The sequence below is a fragment of the Synechococcus sp. C9 genome (assembly GCF_022984075.1).
Classification (GTDB): domain Bacteria; phylum Cyanobacteriota; class Cyanobacteriia; order Gloeomargaritales; family Gloeomargaritaceae; genus Gloeomargarita.
On the sequence record NZ_JALAAD010000001.1, the window covers coordinates 724,684 to 740,733 of the forward strand.

Here is a 16,050-nt window from a genome sequence, read left to right on the forward strand (position 1 = left end):
AATTGCTTATGATCTTATGATGGATAAAAGTGATAGGGATAATCTGGGATGCGGGTATTGGAAACCTTGGTTGCCGACTTTCGGATTATTTTTGAACGGGACCCAGCGGCTCGCAACCCCCTGGAGGTGATGCTGTGTTACCCTGGCTGGCACGCCGTTGTCCTGTACCGTTTGGCGCACGCCCTCTACCAATGGCGACTGCCCCTGATTCCCCGCCTCATTTCCCATATCGCCCGCTTCCTGACTGGGATTGAGATTCATCCGGGGGCGCAAATTGGGCGGGGCTTTTTCATTGACCACGGCATGGGCGTGGTGATTGGGGAAACCACGGTGATTGGGGATTATTGTCTGCTTTACCAGGGAGTCACCTTGGGGGGTACCGGCAAGGAAAAGGGGAAACGTCACCCCACCCTGGGGGATCACGTGATTGTGGGGGCGGGAGCCAAGGTGTTGGGGAATATCACCCTGGGGAACCATGTGCGGGTGGGGGCGGGTTCGGTCGTCCTGCGCCCCGTGCCTTCCCACTGTACGGTGGTGGGGATTCCCGGTCGTCTGATTTGCAGAGATGCCACGGTTGAACCCCTAGAGCATGGCCGCCTGCCGGATTCGGAAGCCCAGGCCATTCGGGTATTGGTGGACCGGATTGACGAATTGGAACGGCAAGTCCTCGCCCTGCGCCAGGGTCAAGCGGCCCCGGAACCCACGCCCGTCACGGTGGCGGAACAACAACGGGTGATTGGGGAATTTCTGGATGGGGCGGGGATTTAGCCACCAGCGCCGTAGCGACCATTCCCCCGTGTACCGTCACCAAGGCCCGAAAGGGATTCACCAGCGGGTCAACGGCAATCAGCAAGGCCAGCACCCCATCCAGGGGTAAACCCAGGGGTTGCAGGACAATGCCCACGGAAGCCAGGGTCGCCACCCCCACCGCCCCCGCCGTGGCCACGCCCCCCAGCACCGCCCCCAACAGCAGAACCAACCAGGCTGGCCACGCCAAATTCTGTTGGTACAACTGCGCCGTGAACACACTCACCAGGGCAAAGTAGGCCACCACCCCGAACCGACAGACCGTAATCGCCAGGGGTGCCATCAGATTCACCTGTTGACGGTCAAACCCCAGATTGCCCAAGCCCTGAATCGCCGCCGGGAGCGAAGCCAAACTATTACTGGTCGTCCAGGCTAAGACCGCCGCTGAACCCTGTTCCTGCCACACCTGCCGCAGGGGACAACCGGAACGCCCCAGGATCACCCCCGTCCCGGCGATAAAGAACCCCACCAACAACAACACCGCTGTCAGGACAAACCGCAAAACCGCCAACACCGGCCCCACCCCCGTCCCGGCCACCTGGGGGGCGATCAGACAAAAAATCCCCAGGGGCAACATCAGGGTAATCCCCCGGATCAGGGCATTAAAGGTTTCGTAAATCCCTTCCAAACCCCGCAAGACCCGGCTGGTGGCCCCATTATTCAGCATCCCTAGGGTAATCCCCAACAGCACCGCAAAGGTGACCACCTGCAACGCATTGGCCTGGGTGAGGGCGGCAAAGATATTATCGGGAAACAACGCCCGCACAAATTGCACCAGGAGCGAGGGGGGCGGCGGGGTCGCCGGGGCCTGCAAGGTTAACTCCACATCCACCCCCGTATTTTGGATATAACGCCCCAGGGTCGCCAACACCTCGGGATTGCGAATCACCCCCGGCTGAACCAGGGCCCCGGTCACCACACTCACGCCACTTACCCCCACCAGCCCCAGCCCAAACACCAGCAATAACCGCCGCAAAAATTGCCCCATCCCCTGATTGCTGGCCAGACGGCTGACACTCATGGTCACGGCGGCCAAGAGGATGGGTAACACGCATAATTTCAACAACGCCAGGTACACCTCCCCCAACACCTGTACCCTGATTGCCAGTCCGGGCACCCAGACCCCCACCCCAATCCCCAAACCCACCCCCAGCATCACCGGCAGGGGGGAATGCCACCAGCGCCCCCAACGTTCCCCAGGATTTTTAGCCGCCATATCCACCCCTATCCTTCCTCCAGCGTACCGCCAGCCGGTTACAGAAAATCCGTATTCCGGGGTGGCGGCCCAAACAGGGTATTCAGGCGTTTTAAGGCCAAACGAGCCGACTGAAACCGCTTGCGCCAATCCACATCCAGCAGGTGGCTCAAAACCTCAGTCAGTTCCGGGCTACAGGTGACCTGCCCCTGCCAGTCCAATTGGTTGGTATTGGGAATTTTGGGCAAAACTTGCGGGGATTGCCCGGTCAGGGCTTCCACGGCGATCACGCCAAGCGAATACAGGTCACTGGTCAGGTTGGGCTGTCCCCAGCACTGTTCCGGTGCCATATACCCAGGGGTACCGACGGCCACGGTGGCACTGGCGGGTTTCTGGTGGAGTTGTCCCGACAGGGATGAGGGTAAAACCTTCACCGCCCCAAAATCAATCAACACCAACTTGCGGTCCGTGGCCCGGCGAATCACATTATCCGGCTTAATATCCCGGTGAATCACCTTGTGGCTTTGGACAAAATCCAGAATTGTTAATAACTCCCACAGCAACCACACCACATCCAGTTCCGCCCAAGGCCGGTCTAAGCCGAATTCCTGGCTCAGGGCTTGCCCCTCAATAAAATCCTGAATGATATAAAATTCCTCCTCCCCCTCCAGATAGGCCAACAGCAGGGGAATCTGGTCGTGGCGACCCAACCGTTCCAAAGTGGCCGCCTCCGTGGCAAACAACCGGCGGGCGGTGGTCAATATCTTGGGGTCATGGCTATCCAGGCGGAGCCGCTTAATCACACACTTGGGTTCCCCCGGTCGCTGGGTATCCCGCCCCAGATAGGTTTCGCAAAAGCCGCCAGTGGCTAAACTCCGTTCCCGCAGATACCGGTTGCCGAGCAATTCCTGACGTTTGGGGGAGGGGAGGGGCTGGCTTTGCGATTCCCCCACCAGCAGTAACCCCGGTACCCCCGCCGACGGGGGCAGACAGCGGACACTAAAGCGACAGGGATGCCATTGGGAATTTTTCCCCTGCAAACGCCCGGACAGGGTGGGGGCGGGCGTGGGATTTTGTAATAACACTTGTGTGGACACATCCAAAAATATCTGCCGGTCTTCGGGATGGAGCAAACTCAAAAAATCTTGCCCCAGCACCTCCGGGAGACTTTTTTCCAACAGACGGGCGAGCGGCGGATTTTGGTAATAAACCACCCCTTCAGGACTGAGGACCACCACCAATTCCATCACCAGCGACTCCAACACCTGGGTCAGGTGCAGTTCCGGGGGGATTTGCGCCATCGCCTGGGGGGGCATGGGTAGCACCGCCATCGTTTCCTCCTCCGGGGTCGTGACCAGGTTGACCTGCGCCATGAGTTCGGGGGGCAAATTGGGCGTGCGCCGAAACTGAATCACCCCCCGGGGTTCCAGGTCAAACTGACAGCCCAGACTAATTTCTCCCGATTCTCCCAGGGGCATTTCCTCCCCCCGCAGATGGACCACCTGCTGGGTATCCCCCAGGCGCACAAACGTCCCATTCCGACTGTCATCCCGCAGATAAAAATGCTGATGCCGGTACTCAATGCGGGCATGGTTGCGGGAGGCATAGCCGTTATCCACCACCAGGTCACTGGCGGGGTTGCGTCCCAAAAATGCCACCGGTCGCATGGTACCCAGCCACAATTCCTGGGTATTGCCGTGTAAATGTAAATACATGGGTTCTGGGTCAACCGCCGCTGGGGGAAGAGGGGACATGGAGGGCATTTCACCCAAGGGATTGTTCTTAATTTAGCGGAAATTGCCGGGGATGATGCCGGTGGAGATTCAGCATAGATAGTTAGTTCCCACACATTTATCTAGCAATCTCACAGGATGTGTTAATAATAAATCTCAAGAATCAAGACAACGGAATGCTTGCAGTACAGGGAGGAAAATGCCCCTAAAACCTATTTTAGAGGTGTTCTAATCAAACTTGCGGCCCGAGTATTTGAACAAGTAGAGAAGGATATTACTTCAGTTCTTCTATTCCCAATATCCCTTTGGGTGATAAATCCCTTCTGACATAACATAGATTACCTCTGTGGGCACATATTATTGACCCTTCCCACAATAAATACTTCGGTGCCAATAATTGATCAATTAGTCGGCGATCCTCTTCAGAATGAAATTCTAAGTAGATTACTTTAATTTCAAAATTACAGTTCATGATACTTCTCAAAATCTCGACTTCACAGCCTTCAGTATCTACTTTAAGGATGTCAATATATTTTATATTATTTTCCAACAAGAATGTGTCTGCTTGTTTGAGTTCGATGGTAATGTATCGAGAAGCAAGAGAATTTGCATGGATAGAACTATGTACAGAACTCTCGCCTGTATAAAATTTTTTGCTCACATTATCACTATACAAACCGATGGGGAAAGTATAACAATTTCTGAGTTTACGGGCGTTGTCTTGGAGTAGCAGAAAGGCAAATGGATCAGGTTCAAAACAATATATCCTAGCGTGAGGATAGTTGACTCGAAAGTGAGTGGCAGATAAACCGATATTGGCACCAATATCAACAACTACACTAACATCATCAATAAAATCCAAAATCGGATAACAACCATTATTGATCTCATTGATGACATATTCTGAAGCACCATCAGAAACATAAGTTATACTATAATAATTCCCTTGTTTGGTAGGCCAATTTAAATTTTTGAGACTAGCTGTTTTTTCTAAACTTGAATAAATGATCCGATGGTTTTCATCTAAGCAAATTGGAAATTTTGACTGCACCGGGACTGAATTACTACTAAATATGTACGCATCCCATTTTGAATTAGTACTAATATCCAAATCGTCAATCCAGTGAATTTGTGAACTTACGCCCGCATTTTCAATCATTGTGAGTTTTTCTTCGGTTTGCTTATGTACATAAATCACGGCTCTGGAAAGATCAACGAAATCAATAGCAAAAATAATAGGACAATCTTCAGCAACTAAAATATGAATCTTATCTTGAAGTCGGTGTAATTCTTGAATCTGTTGATAGATTTCCAGGCGAACTTCTAGCAGTTCTGCATATTGTTTGCTTATTTCAAAGCGAGGGTCATGATCTGTCAAAAAAAAGCTAGAGGCATTACTTTCAAATATCCATCTATATAAGTCATTAATTCTATAATTGGGATGCAAATATTCATAAAATTTAGTATAGGCATTTTGTGCCATAGAGATAGTTTCTTCTGGATGACTAAGATACCAGAAAATTTTCTCTATTAACTCCTCCTTACAAGAGTAAACATCACAATCTTGTCTCGGCTTAAGAAGCCTATCAAACCCAGACTGAGGTGAAATTTTATCTGTGAGTAGAAAACCCCCAGCAGAAACGACTTCCAAATTGCGGAGATTCAAGTCGCCATTGAGACTACAGTTTAAGGAAATCAAAGAACTCGCATAGATTTTGGCAGATGCACTTCTATCATAAGTTCCTACTTCAAACACTAAAGACGATTCTTTTGTTACATCGTTAACCGCATCAATGATATGTCCTCGATAGGGATGTAAATAAGGATTACCACAAATGAATACTGCTTTGTTCTCCCGTTCTCTGATAAATTCATGCGAAAATGTAGTCATTGTAATCAAAGGAAACCATCCTATATTATCAAAACCACAGGCATAGAACCAGTGCATATGTTGCCTACAATAAGGAAAACAAATATAGTCATACTTTTCCAAGTGTAGATAGGTTAGAATATCGCTAATAGATTTGGAATAACCATGATGAGTATCTAAAACGATAGCTACAGTCGGGCATTGAAAGGCTTCAAGATTATAGGGCAGATTAAGCTGCCATCCAGAAATTGTAACCACAATCAAATCAAAGCCATGCCTATCAACAATATTTTTTTGAACAAACTCATAAATGTCATAGGGTTCTCCCACGGGGGTGAAAGCATCTACATTTATTGTATTTATAAATTTAGGTATATTTTCGTCAATTTTAACCTGTTGGGTACAAAGCGTAACTTGATTTTTAGAAAACCTAATTGGTGCTACCTGATTTGGATTAGACTCCCAGCTTAATAATATTTTTAACTCACTTGTCAATAATTTAGGCTCTAACATGGTAGGTAACAATAATTTCTTTACGCATCAAAGTATAGATTAAAAACGCCTAAGGATATTTTAATTTATGCAAAACGTTAGTTTCCGAAAGAAAACTTTACATTTTGAAAGAAAACTTTACATTTTGAAGAACCGAGAAAGATTGATAATTTAATTTACTTCTAGAAATTAGGTTCTCACCCCCATCTATTCATTAATCTTTTTAGCCACAAGTGTTGAATCCTGCAACAAACTTTACATATTGAGGCGTGGAACGACCCGATTGAGCCAATGGACAAAATTCCACTCCTGCCGTATTAAAATTTGTATATATCATAACTTATCTACTAATTTACTTCCATACATCCGTGGAACTTTTAACAGTTGCAATATCAAATAAACTATTAAAATTACATAAGGGCATCTCTATTTATTGCCACCACGGGAAGATTACTTCGTTAAAATGCCCATATTAATGGCTACGCCCCTGCGACCCATTTTTAGAAGTGCCCTTCAGTTAATTCAGAATCAGCAGTCACAAAAGCCATCCCTGTACCTGGTGGTTGATTTGGGATACGGTAATCATCAGCGCCGCCCGGGCCAACGGGACAGGATTTTATCGGTTAATAAAACGGTTTCGGGAATTTGACACATCAGAATTGCCCCCGCAAACACCAATAAACCCGCACTGCCCGCCACCACTAACCCCAGAAACGTTCCCAAAACCGCCTCCCCCCAGTGCCACAAGCCCCAGGCGACCGCCCCTGCCAACCCACTAGCCAGCATAATTTGTACCAACACCCCCAACCAACTGCGCCAGGGCAACCCCTGTAATTTGTAATGCAATAAGATCAACAAACCGATAAACGTGACCAGATTTACCCCCGCCGTCGCCAGCGCCAACCCCGGTGCCCCCATTTCCCGTACCAATAACCAATTCAGCCCCGCATTCAAGCCAATCCCCAGCACACTCAACCGAAACGGCGTATCCCCGTCCCCCAGGGCATAAAACACCCGCACCAGCACATCCCGCCCCAGATAAACGAACATTCCCACCCCATAGGCGGCTAAAATTTCCCCCACCAACTGGGAAGCCTCCCCATCAAAGGCATAGCGTTCATACACCAGCCGTACAATTGGCAAAGCCAGCACCGCCAACAAAACCCCCAAAGGGAGCATCACCAGAGCCACCAATACCAAACTTTGGCGAATCCGTTGGGTCAACTCCGGCCAATCCTCGGGGTCAGCCAACCGGGAAAACAAGGGCAAATAGGGCACCAAAATCATATTGGACAAAATCCCCAGGGGAGCCTGCACCAGCAAATTGGCATAACCCAATGCCGCCGCCGCCTGCGGCAGATAGGACGCAAATTGCAAATCCACATACACATTGATATGCAACATCCCCGAAGCAAAGGTCGCAGGTAATAACACATTCAGTACAGATTGCACCCCTGGATGTCGCCAATTCCAGCGCAACCGCCCCCAATAAATTCCCATTTTTGCTTGAGGTCGCAACTGCACCAACCACTGCGCCACCCCCCCGCACAGGATACTCCCCGCCAACACCTGCCCCCCCAACAGGCTAAACTCTGTCTGCCAGAGCCGATTCCCCAGCCAGAGCCACGCCCCCCCCAACCCCAGCAGTACACTCACACTCGAAAAAATCGGACTAATGGACGGCAACCAATACTGATCCCGTGCCGTCAACACCCCAAACCCAATGCCAATCCAGCCCGCCAGCACCGCCAAGGGAGCCAGGATTTGCAACTGCGCCACCGCAATCGTTTGGGTAATTTGCCCCGTCTCACTTTGATTCAACCCCGGAGCTACCAACTGAATCAGCGGCTCAGCCCCCACCACCATCCCCACACTCAGCACCACCAAAAACACCGTCACCCAGGTCAACACCGTTTCCACGATCACCGCCGCTTCCCGTTCCTCATACTTGCTCACCACGCTGACAATGGCACTGTGGAACGGTCCATTGATCCCTCCCAAAAGAATTAACAGAAACCCTGGAATCACATAGGCATAACTGTAGGCATCCGCCACCACCCCCACTCCAAATGCCGCCGCAATCGCCTGTTCCCGAAATAGTCCTAGAATTTTACTCAAAATCGTCGCCACCGCCACCAACCCGGCAATTCGAGCCAAGGAACGAGTCATCAGGACACCTCTATAAATTTCATTTTGGGAATGCCAAAATTCTGATAGCTTGCGTGGCACAGCCATAGAACCAAATGCGGGGGTTGCCCCCCTGCGACCGCTAATTGTAATTGGGAATTGACACAGACTTCCATGCGTTCTACCCAGTCAATATACCTAGCCTACCCCACCCCGGTTCCCAGATTTTTATTGCCCCATTCATCCCTAAAAATATCCTTTTGTAACAGCTTTTTGTAACAGAGTTTAAGAAATATCCCATTTGAATGAACCCACCTAAATAAACGCAAAATTAGCGACAAATACGCCCCCAGAACCCCAAATTTTGGGCTAAATAAAAAATACTGCCAATGGGGAGGGAGCCATGCTCAACCAATTAACCCATGCCTTACGCAACCGGGATATGGGAGCCGCCACCGCCATTCTCCACAAAATGCAACAGGTCATGACCCCCCGACAGATGATGCACCATGTCCTCGTCGCCGCCGAACGACTCGCCTGGGATGAGGGGGATGCCCAAGTCGCCCGGTGGTTGCTGAGTAATCCGGCTCAACGGTGGTACCGTTAAATCTCGGGCAAATTCACTGGGTAATGAACCCGCTAATTCCCCTGAGCCATGTCCAACCGGGGTCGCCCCATGCTGTAATTCAACACCCGGCTATTGAGGTTGTAAGAAATTTCCCCTTTTTGCAACATCCCCCGGATCAGGTGTTCCAGGTCAGAACCAATCCGGCGCAGGGTATAATCCGTCAAATCTGCTCCCTGGTAGGCTTTGACCAATTCGGCGAATTTCTCATGCACCCGTGCCAAAGCCGCTTCCGTCCAGTTGAATTCGTTGTCCGGGTCCACATCCACAGTCAGTTCCGTGTCACTGGGGACGAGGGCACCGTCTTGCACCGTAGCGGCAAAAATCCGAATGTGACGGGTGGTACTTTTGAGCAACATGAGCAGTTTCTCCAGGATTTGTTCCTATTGTAAAGCACCTCCATCCCCGTCGTTAGGAACCTGGCGGTAAGGTTTGACTGAGGGTGAATAAAATCTCCAGAGCCGCCCGGGCATCTTCCCGTGCCGTTGCATTTTGGGGACTAATTTTGCTGGTGAATAAGCAGTTTTGGGGCACCGTCAACACCGGCTTCATCTCACTGTTGGTAATTTTGAAATTCTCATAGGTTAAATAGCGGGTTTCCAACACCATCCCCCGGGCGGGTCCAGCCATCAAACACATCGGGCCACCCGGTTCCCCAACCTGAATCCCCCCCGATAGGCTGTCATAGCTAAAACTGCGCCGCAAACGCTCCAAACGCTGGGCGAGTTCGGGTTTGATGGGGACATTTTGCCCGTCAATCGTGAGAAAAAATTGGTCATCTACCGAACTGGTATTGGGGTCAATATCCGTGCCATAAAACCGAATGTCCCGCACCACTTGGTCATCGGACTGGAGCTTGAGTTTTAGGAGTTCTACGGGAGTTTTTGCCATCGCTATCTGGGGAATCAAGGTCAGAAAAATTGCAAGTGCATATTTGAACATTAGAGGGCTGGTTTTTGGGATTACTTTCCTAAGAGACGACTACGAGTACTTCCTGGTTCCTGTAAAATAGAATTAAAGACCTGACGCAAGTTATTTCGTCCCTGGGTCTGTCCCGCATTCCCCGCTCGCCCTCCTATATTTTACGATTTCCCCTCCTTAATCATGCTACCCGAAACCCTCTTGACCCAACTCCAATCCCTGCCTCCAAAACAAATACAGGTAGTGATTGACTTTGTGGAATTTTTGCATCAAAAATATGGCATATCCACAAATCAAGAGAAATTACCACGAACCCTGGGATTATATCAAGGTATGGGTTGGATCAGCGAAGACTTTGATGCGCCACTTCCCGACGAATTCTGGCTAGGAGGGGCATGAAACTATTGCTTGATACCCATGTTTTGATCTGGAGTGTCCTTGAACCCGACCGATTATCTCAGCGAGTGATTGACTTATTTATAGATAGAAATAATGAAATATTTTTCAGCCTGGTGAGTATCTGGGAAATGCAAATTAAAATTCAGCTTGGCAAGTTGAACTTTACCGTGCCACTCTCGGAAATTATTACCAGTCAGCAACACGCTAATGATTTGCAACTGTTAGCCATTACTACCACGCATATCTACGCCTTGGCACATTTACCTAACCACCATCGTGACCCCTTCGACCGCCTGCTGGTTGCTCAAGCCATGACGGAACAAATGCCCTTGCTGAGTGCGGATGCTCGGTTCAATGGCTATCCTGTGACCCGGTGGTGGTAGGTGGAAGAATACCACTAAAATTACCCCTAAAATCATTATTCCCAGGCATCTTGGACGAGTATTCCTGGTGACGCCCATGACCCTCCACCGCCTCGCCCCGGAACTCATTGAACGGATGGCCGCTGGGGAAGTGATTGATTCCCTGGGGGCTGTGGTGCGGGAACTGGTGGAAAATGCCCTGGATGCCCAGGCCACCCACCTGCACCTGCGGGTGGAACCGGATGGGGTACGGCTGGCGGACAATGGGGTGGGAATGACCCCGGAAATGCTTACCCTGGCGGCCACCGCCCACACCACCAGCAAAATTCAGCATCCCCAGGACTTGCATCACATCCAGACCCTCGGGTTTCGGGGGCAAGCCCTCTACAGTCTGGCGCAATTGGCGGATTTGACCATTGCCAGCCGGTGTCCTTCTGCGCCCCAGGGTTGGCAGGTACGGTATGATGCCCAGGGGCAGGCGCACCCCCCCCAACCCGTTCCCCTCGCTCCCGGTACGGTAGTGACGGTACAGCGGCTGTTTGCGAATTGGCCGCACCGCCAGGCGGGTTTACCCAGTTGGCCCCAACAACTGCGCCAGATTCAGCTGTGGATTCAGCAAATGGCCCTGTGTCATCCCCAGGTCACTTGGCAAGTGGAATTTCCCGGCAAAACCTGGCACCTCTGGCCGGGTACCCTGCGGGAGCGTTTGACCCAAATCCTGCCCCAGGTGGCGGACTCCCAGTGGCAAATCGGTCAGGAGGAACACCTCACCCTGGCGTTTGCCCTGCCGGATCAGCACCACCGCCCCCGCCCCGACCGGATTTGGCTGGCCGTCAATGGCCGCTGTGTGGAATGGCCCGAAGTGCATACCGCCATCCTCCAGCATTTTCAACGGCTCCTGCCCCGGGGACGCTTTCCCCTCTTCTTTGCCCATTTCCATCTGCCGCCCTCAGTCGTGGACTGGCACCGCCACCCCGCCAAAACCCAACTGTACATCAAAAATTTAGAACATTGGCAAGCGAAATTACTGCATTTGTGCGAGCAAAGTATGAGCATTGCCCCCCCCAGCAAAACCGATTACCCCCGGGTGCAAAAACTGATGCAGGTGGCAGAAACCACCGCCCGCTACCACGCCCGCCCTACCCTCAAAGCCTTAGCGCAAATCCATCGCACCTATATCCTGGCGGAACACCCGGCGGGGTTGTGGCTGGTGGAACAACACATCGCCCATGAGCGGGTTTTGTATGAACAATTACAGTCCCAATGGCAGGGGATCACCCTAGACAGCCCGGTGATTTTGCCCCCCCTCAGCCCACAGCAAGTGGAGCGTTTGACCCAGTACGGATTGCCCCCCGAACCCTTTGGCCCCCAGCAATGGGCGGTGCGCCAGATTCCCCAGGTGTTGCGGGAACGTCCGGCGGAATGGGCCGATGCCCTGGTGGAACTGAGTCACTGCACCGACCGGGAACAGGCCACCGTGAATTTAGCCTGCCGCAGTGCGATTCGCAACGGCACGGACTTAACCCTCCCCCAGATGCAAACCCTGCTGGCGCAATGGCAGGCCACCCAAGCCCCCCGCACCTGCCCCCACGGGCGACCCATTTGCCTCACCCTGGCGGAAACCCAACTGGCACGGTTTTTCCGGCGGCATTGGGTCATTGGCAAAAGCTACGGGATTTAGGAACGCCCCACGTTCTTAGCAAAATCCTCCTGATCCACATACACCATCAGTACTTTGTCCAAAGAAGTCATCCGCAACAGTTGCAGGATCATATGGCGGGGCGCAATCAACCCCATCTGTCCCCCCAGCCCCCGCACGTGCTTATGGCAGGCCACCAACGCCCCCAACCCCGCACTATCCAAAAATTCTACCCGGGAGAGGTCAATCCCCAAATAGCAGGGCTGACCCTGCACCACCGCCTCGTACTGTTGCCGAAAACGGGTCGCCTGGGTACTGTCTAGGCGGGTGATGGGCAAAGTAATGGTCGTCGGTGGTTGTCCGTAACTTTCCTCCGTTGCCGGGGTCAGGATGAAAAGTTCCATAGGAAAATTTGGGGGAAGTGATTACTCAGATAAATTATCACAGGCCACTGGTTCAAAACGATACACCGGGGTGGACATCATTCGGTCAGGGGGTTGACCCTCTACAATTAACCGTTGCAAGTGGGTCACCGTCTCCGGGGCAAACAGCACTTCGCCGGTTTCCTCATCCACCCGTGCCGGGACATTTTCAAAGATGTAAAACATTCCATTCAATGCCAGTGAATAAGTAACCCGTTGATCTGTCAGGTTTTCTTGACTGTAGTGCTTGCCAGTCATGGGATTCTCCTTATGGTAAAGTCTTGATTCCATCGCTGAGGATCGGGTTGGTAAAGTGTAATTATTTTAATCAATGGGCGGCTCGAATAGCTAGATTGCATATGAATAGGTCTCCCCCGTAAAGTCAAACCACAAATCAGACAACTGGAACCATATTTATCGTCTGGGTAATCTTCAATGATGCGACCTTGGGCAATGGCTTCTTTAATCTCCTCAACTTGGATGTAACGAAGGATAGCTTGATCAACGGCGTGTTTAGAAAATTCAAATGCATTCCTGGCAAATTTTTCCCGAATCAGCCGCATTTCCTGGATCAACCTTTCTGAATCCATAGGCATCAGGGCTAGCTTTGAATTCTCAACGGTTATACTAATTTTAAGCGTTCCATTGCGGTACCCATCCTAAGATGAAACAACGGGTCACCCTCACCTTTCCCCGCCAGATGGTACAAATCCCCATCACCTACCGCCTGGCCAAGGACTTTAATATCGCCGCCAACATCATTCGGGCCCAGGTCGCCCCCAACCAAGTGGGGAAATTGGTGGTGGAATTAGCCGGGGACATGGATCAACTGGCGGCGGCGCTGGAATGGTTGGCCGATAGCGGCATCGAGGTCGCCCACAGTAGCCGGGAAATCCTGATTGATACGGAACGCTGTATCGACTGTGGCCTCTGCACCGGGATTTGCCCCACCCAAGCCCTCACCCTGGACCGGGAATTTCGGCTCCATTTCACCCGCACCCGCTGTATTGTCTGTGAGCAATGTATTCCCACCTGCCCAGTCGTTGCCATTACCACCAACTTCTAAAATCCGGGCCCCAAGTGCCAGCGTTTGTACCAACTTCGTTCTTGTCAAGTCCTTGCCAATCCCAGCGAAAGGTTGTTTAATAACTGATTAAGGTACTTAGATGCCAGAACGACACTGTCGCTTCTTCCAGAATTAAGCTCCCCTACAAGATCGGTACATTTTCTTAGTCACTTAATCGTTACTTGCGACTATGCCTAGAACCAAACCCCCTTCGGATCGTGTACTGACCATTCGTTTACCCAACGAGGAGCTTCTCAAACTGGAAAGCTACTGCGCCGCCAAAGGTCGCACCAAGACCGATGTCCTGCGGGAACTGATTCGCAAACTCCGCAACAACTGACCCGCACCCCGATGCTCCGGTTCCCTGTCACGCCCCCTGCGCTCCCCTGCCGATGATCCATTCCTACTTGGCGGCGGCGGTTCAGATGACCAGCGGTTCAGATGTGGAAAAAAATCTGGCCCAGGTGACTGAGTGGGTGGATTTGGCTTGCCACCGGGGCGCTACCCTGGTCGGTTTGCCGGAAAATTTCGCCTTCATGGGGGACGAACGGGAAAAGGTTGCCCAGGCGGCCCACATTGCCCAGGCGGCGGAGCAATGCCTGCGTACCCTCGCCCAACGGTTTCAAGTCACCCTACTGGCGGGGGGAATGCCCGTGCCGGTGGATGGGGAGCGGGTGGTGAACCGGGCGCTGGTGATTAGCCCTGATGGGCACATCCAAGTCCGTTATGACAAAGTCCATCTATTTGATGTCAATCTCCCGGACGGCAACACCTACCAGGAATCCCGCACGGTGCTGGCGGGGCTGACCCTACCGCCGGTCTATTCCCAGCCGGAATTGGGGCAGATTGGCTTGTCCATCTGCTACGACGTGCGTTTTCCCGAACTGTATCGCCATCTGGCCAAAATCGGGGCGGAAATTCTCTTTATCCCGGCGGCGTTTACGGCCTACACGGGCAAGGATCACTGGCAAGTCCTCCTGCAAGCCCGGGCGATTGAAAATACCTGTTATGTCTTGGCACCGGCGCAGGTGGGGTGGCACTATCCCCGGCGGCAAACCCACGGCCACGCCATGATTATTGACCCCTGGGGGGTGGTGCTGGCGGATGCGGGGGATCAACCAGGGCTGGCAATTGCGGAAATCAACCCGGAACGGTTGGCGCAAGTCCGGCGGCAAATGCCCAGTCTCCAGCATCGGGTTTTTTAGGGGCAATCAGTTCCTGAGCAGTCCGCACAGCGGCGGCTAAAACGTCTGCGTTGTCTAAATTTTGTAAATACGGTTGCAGTAATTTCCGGGCGTAACTGCCGTAGGCCACCCCATGCACAGGCAGGTTTAATTTTTGTACTAAAGGCCAAGTTGCCTGATTGGTGCCCCCCGCCAATTGGACAAACCCCGGCGGCCCCTGATCCAGAATTTTTTGCGCCAGCCGTATGGTTGCCCAGGTGGTGCCTGCCCCAATATCCCCACTCATGGGACGGCCATCCGCTTGCCAGATCAATGCACAGGGCAAAGGTGTAATAATTTTATACAAATTCCATAAGTACGGAATCACCTGTGGATGGTCGGGACAACTAATTGCTAAAACCTGTAACCGGTGCACCCAGGGCTGAAGTTCCCGCCACAGGTGGGCAAAACTGGTTTCATGCCCGGTTTGGGTGTGGATTTCCAGGGCGGCAATCGGTTGGTGGTGCAGTAATTCAATCACGGCGGCGGGACGGTGGACGTAGGTGCGGGCGGTGATGTACTGGTAGGGGCAAATTTCCAAACAACGCCCACAGCCATAGCAACGGGCCGCATCCACCCCAGCGGTGCTAATCGCCGCTACCGGGCATACCCGTTCACAGGGGCGGGGGCAATCCGGGGGGCACACCTGCGGGTCAAAATGGGCCTTGCGGAAGTGGGGGTCCGTATCGTCGTTCAAACTCACCATCAACAAGGGGGGTGGGGTTCCTGCCCGTTGAATGCCTCGCCCAGCCGCCGCCACCACCGCCGGGTCCGCACACACATCAATGCAGTTCACCCCCGCCAGGGTAAAGACCCAACTCAGGGGTTCGATGCTGGCTGTGTCCTGATAGCTGGCACCGCAGATGAGTTTCGACCAGGAACCTGCTTTCAGTGCCCTTAGATGGCCTGAATCCACGGAATGACCTCGTAATCCGTCCAAATCCCGTTTTGCCAGTAGGGGTCCTGTTCGATCAAGGTTTGCACCTGGGTCGCATCCGCCGCCTCATAAATGCCAAAAAACCGCCGCAAATCTTGGGTGGGGCCAATGGTGACCAGCACCCCCTGGGCTTTTTGTTGCGCCAAACCCGCCAAGTGCGCCTCCCGATATGGTGCCCGTTTGGTTGCCACTTCGTCGCAATAGTGGCCGGTCACGATAAACTTGGCCATCG

19 protein-coding genes are annotated in these 16,050 nt (G+C 52.3%); 8 read left to right on the forward strand and 11 right to left on the reverse strand.

The features are described 5' to 3' along the window. The first annotated feature begins 48 nt into the window (after window positions 1-48). Complete coding sequence (gene cysE / locus MLD66_RS03575) at window positions 49-768, forward strand: serine O-acetyltransferase (RefSeq protein ID WP_247215559.1); 720 nt, start codon at window positions 49-51, stop codon at window positions 766-768. Here the strand turns inward: cysE and MLD66_RS03580 are convergent. From MLD66_RS03580 to murJ, 4 genes are all read right to left on the reverse strand, one after another. After that, entirely contained in the window at window positions 710-2,023 is a 1,314-nt protein-coding gene (locus tag MLD66_RS03580; protein WP_247215560.1) for a cation:dicarboxylase symporter family transporter, read from the reverse strand. The two genes, cysE and MLD66_RS03580, sit on opposite strands and share 59 nt — an antisense overlap. Before the next feature lie 38 nt (window positions 2,024-2,061). After that, complete coding sequence (locus tag MLD66_RS03585) at window positions 2,062-3,756, reverse strand: protein kinase (RefSeq protein ID WP_247215561.1); 1,695 nt, start codon at window positions 3,754-3,756, stop codon at window positions 2,062-2,064. A 253-nt stretch (window positions 3,757-4,009) separates the two neighbouring features. Continuing rightward, a complete protein-coding gene (locus MLD66_RS03590) occupies window positions 4,010-6,118 on the reverse strand; it encodes an FkbM family methyltransferase (protein WP_247215562.1) in 2,109 nt (702 codons plus the stop codon). 564 nt (window positions 6,119-6,682) lie between these two features. Further along, the gene (gene murJ / locus MLD66_RS03595; RefSeq protein WP_247215563.1) at window positions 6,683-8,266 is read right to left on the reverse strand and encodes a murein biosynthesis integral membrane protein MurJ; all 1,584 of its coding nucleotides are present in this window, start codon (window positions 8,264-8,266) and stop codon (window positions 6,683-6,685) included. A gap of 361 nt (window positions 8,267-8,627) precedes the next feature. Here murJ and MLD66_RS03600 point away from each other — a divergent pair, with 361 nt between their 5' ends. Next, window positions 8,628-8,831 (forward strand): hypothetical protein, encoded by a 204-nt coding sequence (locus tag MLD66_RS03600; protein WP_247215564.1) that lies wholly within the window; start codon window positions 8,628-8,630, stop codon window positions 8,829-8,831. Between the two features lie 32 nt (window positions 8,832-8,863). On the opposite strand, the gene MLD66_RS03605 is transcribed toward MLD66_RS03600, so the two are convergent. Then, window positions 8,864-9,208, reverse strand: coding sequence for an NAD(P)H-quinone oxidoreductase subunit M (locus tag MLD66_RS03605; RefSeq protein WP_247215565.1), 345 nt, complete (start codon window positions 9,206-9,208; stop codon window positions 8,864-8,866). A 52-nt stretch (window positions 9,209-9,260) separates the two neighbouring features. Beyond that, window positions 9,261-9,740: a hypothetical protein gene (locus MLD66_RS03610; RefSeq protein WP_247215566.1), complete on the reverse strand. Its 480-nt coding sequence runs from the start codon at window positions 9,738-9,740 to the stop codon at window positions 9,261-9,263. A 213-nt stretch (window positions 9,741-9,953) separates the two neighbouring features. Here MLD66_RS03610 and MLD66_RS03615 point away from each other — a divergent pair, with 213 nt between their 5' ends. The 3 genes from MLD66_RS03615 (at window position 9,954) to mutL (ending at window position 12,212) form a co-directional block, all read left to right on the forward strand. Continuing rightward, the gene (locus MLD66_RS03615) at window positions 9,954-10,169 is read left to right on the forward strand and encodes a DUF2281 domain-containing protein (protein ID WP_247215567.1); all 216 of its coding nucleotides are present in this window, start codon (window positions 9,954-9,956) and stop codon (window positions 10,167-10,169) included. Next, window positions 10,166-10,552: a type II toxin-antitoxin system VapC family toxin gene (locus tag MLD66_RS03620; RefSeq protein WP_247215568.1), complete on the forward strand. Its 387-nt coding sequence runs from the start codon at window positions 10,166-10,168 to the stop codon at window positions 10,550-10,552. The genes MLD66_RS03615 and MLD66_RS03620 overlap by 4 nt, the downstream gene beginning before the upstream one ends. Before the next feature lie 76 nt (window positions 10,553-10,628). Then, a complete protein-coding gene (mutL, locus tag MLD66_RS03625) occupies window positions 10,629-12,212 on the forward strand; it encodes a DNA mismatch repair endonuclease MutL (RefSeq protein WP_247215569.1) in 1,584 nt (527 codons plus the stop codon). Here mutL and MLD66_RS03630 read toward each other — a convergent pair. The 3 genes from MLD66_RS03630 to MLD66_RS03640 are packed head-to-tail and all read right to left on the reverse strand — an operon-like array spanning window position 12,209 to window position 13,188. Beyond that, entirely contained in the window at window positions 12,209-12,574 is a 366-nt protein-coding gene (locus MLD66_RS03630; protein ID WP_247215570.1) for an STAS domain-containing protein, read from the reverse strand. The genes mutL and MLD66_RS03630 overlap by 4 nt on opposite strands. 21 nt (window positions 12,575-12,595) lie before the next feature. Continuing rightward, window positions 12,596-12,850: a hypothetical protein gene (locus MLD66_RS03635; RefSeq protein WP_247215571.1), complete on the reverse strand. Its 255-nt coding sequence runs from the start codon at window positions 12,848-12,850 to the stop codon at window positions 12,596-12,598. Continuing rightward, the gene (locus MLD66_RS03640; RefSeq protein ID WP_247215572.1) at window positions 12,847-13,188 is read right to left on the reverse strand and encodes a DUF4258 domain-containing protein; all 342 of its coding nucleotides are present in this window, start codon (window positions 13,186-13,188) and stop codon (window positions 12,847-12,849) included. The genes MLD66_RS03635 and MLD66_RS03640 overlap by 4 nt, the downstream gene beginning before the upstream one ends. A gap of 68 nt (window positions 13,189-13,256) precedes the next feature. Here MLD66_RS03640 and MLD66_RS03645 point away from each other — a divergent pair, with 68 nt between their 5' ends. The 3 genes from MLD66_RS03645 to MLD66_RS03655 all read left to right on the forward strand — a co-directional run bounded on the left by MLD66_RS03645 (window position 13,257) and on the right by MLD66_RS03655 (window position 14,863). Further along, complete coding sequence (locus MLD66_RS03645) at window positions 13,257-13,658, forward strand: NIL domain-containing protein (RefSeq protein WP_247215573.1); 402 nt, start codon at window positions 13,257-13,259, stop codon at window positions 13,656-13,658. A gap of 190 nt (window positions 13,659-13,848) precedes the next feature. Then, window positions 13,849-13,998, forward strand: a complete 150-nt coding sequence (locus MLD66_RS03650; protein ID WP_247215574.1) for a ribbon-helix-helix protein, CopG family — start codon at window positions 13,849-13,851, stop codon at window positions 13,996-13,998. Between the two features lie 55 nt (window positions 13,999-14,053). After that, window positions 14,054-14,863 carry a carbon-nitrogen hydrolase family protein gene (locus MLD66_RS03655; RefSeq protein ID WP_247218953.1) on the forward strand — a complete coding sequence of 270 codons (810 nt, stop codon included), beginning with the start codon at window positions 14,054-14,056 and terminating at the stop codon, window positions 14,861-14,863. On the opposite strand, the gene MLD66_RS03660 is transcribed toward MLD66_RS03655, so the two are convergent. Both MLD66_RS03660 and MLD66_RS03665 read right to left on the reverse strand, forming a co-directional pair. Continuing rightward, window positions 14,799-15,797: an LdpA C-terminal domain-containing domain gene (locus MLD66_RS03660; RefSeq protein ID WP_247215575.1), complete on the reverse strand. Its 999-nt coding sequence runs from the start codon at window positions 15,795-15,797 to the stop codon at window positions 14,799-14,801. The genes MLD66_RS03655 and MLD66_RS03660 overlap by 65 nt on opposite strands. Further along, complete coding sequence (locus MLD66_RS03665; protein WP_247215576.1) at window positions 15,779-16,048, reverse strand: YciI family protein; 270 nt, start codon at window positions 16,046-16,048, stop codon at window positions 15,779-15,781. The genes MLD66_RS03660 and MLD66_RS03665 overlap by 19 nt, the downstream gene beginning before the upstream one ends. Window positions 16,049-16,050: the final 2 nt, after the last annotated feature.